3 protein-coding genes and 1 pseudogene are annotated in these 3320 nt (G+C 61.6%); all 4 read right to left on the bottom strand.

What is annotated here, in order from left to right:
* Positions 1-1040 (bottom strand): sn-glycerol-3-phosphate ABC transporter ATP-binding protein UgpC (gene ugpC / locus EN969_RS23020; RefSeq protein ID WP_127419420.1); only part of this gene is annotated, 1040 nt, incomplete at its 3' end.
* A gap of 5 nt (positions 1041-1045) precedes the next feature.
* Complete coding sequence (locus EN969_RS23015) at positions 1046-1978, bottom strand: carbohydrate ABC transporter permease (protein ID WP_024504414.1); 933 nt, start codon at positions 1976-1978, stop codon at positions 1046-1048.
* A 2-nt stretch (positions 1979-1980) separates the two neighbouring features.
* Positions 1981-2868: a sugar ABC transporter permease gene (locus EN969_RS23010; RefSeq protein ID WP_024504415.1), complete on the bottom strand. Its 888-nt coding sequence runs from the start codon at positions 2866-2868 to the stop codon at positions 1981-1983.
* Between the two features lie 81 nt (positions 2869-2949).
* A pseudogene (locus tag EN969_RS23005) lies at positions 2950-3320 on the bottom strand (carbohydrate ABC transporter substrate-binding protein); the annotation flags it as partial.

Raw genomic sequence — 3320 nt, 5'->3', positions numbered from 1 at the left:
AGCGTCACCGCCTCGTCGTTCTTGGGCGTGCGTTCCGAGGTCACTCGGACGCTGAAATTCTGCTGGGCAAGCTTCAGCCAGACCAGCGTGTCGGAGCCCATGGGTTCGACCACCTCGACATTGGCGGCCATCGAGAACGGCCAGCCGGTGCCGCTGTTCAGGCTGACATGCTCGGGCCTGATACCGAATGTGACGGGGCCGGGAGCCGGAGGCTTGGCAAAGTCGTAAGTGCCGAGCGGGATCTTGATATCCCCGGCCGCGAACCGCCAGCCGCCGTCGGCGTCTTCCAGGTGGCCATCGACGAAGTTCATTGCGGGCGAACCGAGAAAGCCGGCGACGAAGCGGTTGACCGGACGGTTGTAGATGGTCTGCGGCGCATCGAGTTGCTGGATGACGCCGCCCTTCATCACCGCGATGCGGTCGGCCAGCGTCATCGCCTCGATCTGGTCGTGGGTGACGTAGATCATGGTGTTCTGCAGCTTGCGATGCAGCAGCTTGATCTCGACGCGCAGTTCGGCGCGCAGCTTGGCGTCGAGATTGGACAGCGGCTCGTCGAACAGGAACACGTCGACATCGCGCACCAGCGCCCGTCCGATGGCGACGCGCTGGCGCTGGCCGCCGGAAAGTGCGGCCGGCTTACGCTGCAGCAGCGGTTCGATCTGCAGGATTTCAGCCGCCCGCGTGATCCGCTTGGCGATCTCTTCTTTTGGCGTGCCGGCGACACGCAGCCCGAAGGACAGGTTCTTCTCCACCGTCATTTGCGGATAGAGCGCATAGGACTGGAACACCATGCCAATGCCGCGGTCCTTGGGCTCTTCCCAGGTGACGTTCTTGCCCTTGATGAAGATGCGGCCTTCGGAAACGTCGAGCAGGCCGGCAATGCAGTTGAGCAAGGTCGACTTGCCGCAGCCGGACGGCCCGAGCAGCACGATGAACTCGCCATCGGCGACATCCAGATTGAGCGTCTCCAGGACGGTCACCGCGCCGAAATTCAGCGACAGGTCCTGGATCGAAACGCTGGTATCGTTGGCTGCCGTCATCGCCATCACCCCTTCACCGCGCCGGCGGCGATGCCACGTACGAAAAGCTTGCCGGAGATGAAGTAGACGATGAGCGGCACAAGCCCGGTCAGGATGGTTGCGGCCATATTGACGTTGTACTCCTTCACGCCTTGCACCGAATTGACGATGTTGTTGAGCTGCACCGTCATCGGATAGGTGTCGGGGCGGGTGTAGACGACGCCGAACAGGAAGTCGTTCCAGATGCCGGTCACCTGCAGGATGATGGCGACGACGAAGATCGGCAGCGACATCGGCAGCATGATGCGCAGGAAGATGCCCCAGAAGCCGGCACCGTCGACACGTGCCGCCCGGAACAGCTCCTCCGGCATCGAGGAGAAATAATTGCGGAACAGCAGCGTCAGGATCGGCATGCCGAAAATGGAATGGACGATCACCAGCCCGCTGAGGCTGCCATAGAGGCCGATCTCGCGCAGGATGATGACGATCGGATAGATCATCACCTGGTAGGGAATGAAGGCGCCGACGATCAGGATGATGAAGAACGTATCGGCGCCCTTGAAGCGCCAATTGGCCAGTGCATAACCGTTCACCGAGGCGATGGCGATCGACAGCAGCACTGACGGCACGGTGATGCGCACCGAATTCCAGAAGCCGCGCGAGAGCCCGTCGCAGTTAAGGCCGGTGCAGGCAGTCGACCACGCTTTGACCCACGGTTCGAAAGTGATCTCGAGCGGCGGTGAGAAGATGTTGCCGAGCCGGATCTCCGGCATGCCCTTGAGCGAGGTGACGACCATGACGTAGAGCGGCAAGAGGTAGTAGACCGCCATGACGAACAATGTGCCGTATAGGAAGACGTTGCGGCGCGAAATCACGCGGCGCGGCTTCGGGCCGTAGGGATCGGTGATGCCCTGGCGCGCGCCGGCGGCGGTGCTTGCTTGAGCGGTGATGTCTGCCATGCTCATTTGCGCCGCCCGAACTCGAGATAGGCCCAGGGCACGATGACGATCACCACCGAGAGCAGCATCATGGTCGAGGCAGCAAAGCCCTGGCCGAGGTTCTGGGCGAAGAACATATAGTCGTAGACGTATTTGGCCGGCACTTCGGAGGCGATGCCTGGGCCGCCGCTGGTCTGGGCCACGACGAGGTCATAGACCTTGACGATGCCGGCAGCGATGATGACGAGCGTGGTGATGAAGACCGGCCGCATCATCGGGATGACGATGAACAGATAGGTCTTCCACATCGGGATCCCATCCACCCGCGCCGCCTTCCAGATGTCCTCGTCAATGCCGCGCAGGCCAGCCAGCATCAGGCACATGATGAGCCCTGTGCCTTGCCACAGCGCCGCGATCGATATGCCGTAGATGACGATGCTGGAATTGTAGAGCGGGTCGAAGCTGAAGCTCGTCCAGCCTAAGTCACGGACCACATGCTGGATGCCGAAATCCGGATTGAGCAGCCACTGCCAGACCAGGCCGGTGACGATGAAGGAGAGCGCGAAAGGATAGAGGAAGATGGTGCGCAACGTGTCCTCGAAGCGGATCTTCTGATCGAGCAGTGCTGCAAGCAGGAAGCCGATGACCAGCGAGAACACCAGCGAGATCGCGCCGTAGATCAGCAGGTTCTCGATCGAGATCAGCCAGCGCGGCGTCGCCCACAGCCGGTAATATTGGTCGAGCCCGACGAAATTCAGCCGCGGCAAGAGCTTCGAATTGGTGAAGGAATAGAGCACCGTCCAAACGGTGCCGCCGACGAAAACCACCATGGCGGTGAGGATCATCGGGATCGAGGCGACCTTCGCATTGAGGTTGCGGAACAGAAGGTTGGGGCGTTCGCTCTTGCTCATCTCGTCAGCCGGCTGGGTAAGGGCGGTGCATTCCCGGCCCTGCATTCGCAAGGCCGGGAGCGAGGTGGCTTGCCGCCAGCGTCAGTCCGCCGAAGCGATGAGGTCGGCGAAGCGCTTCTGTGCGTCTTCGACGGTCAATTCCGGCTTGGCGAAGAATTCGGCGAAAAGGTCTTCCTTCTGCTTCTGGGTGTCCTGCGAAAGCAGTTGGTCCGTCCATGGAATGACGGCGCCCTTGGCGAGGATGGCGAGGCCTTTCTTCATGCAGTCGTTCGCCGCGTTGAGATCGACGTCGCCGCGCACCGGCAGGGAACCCTTCTTCAGATTGAAGGCAACCTGCGTCTTGGGATCGAGCAGCGTCTCGGCCAGCACCTCCTGCGCCTTGCTCTTGTCGGCATCCTTGAGCAGCGGGAAGTAGAAGGCGTCGCCGCCCGTGGCTATGACCTCGTTCAGCC

Source organism: Mesorhizobium sp. M7A.F.Ca.CA.003.01.2.1, from assembly GCF_003998945.1.
Taxonomy (GTDB): domain Bacteria; phylum Pseudomonadota; class Alphaproteobacteria; order Rhizobiales; family Rhizobiaceae; genus Mesorhizobium; species Mesorhizobium ciceri.
This window is presented reverse-complemented; position numbering and strand designations above follow the sequence as displayed.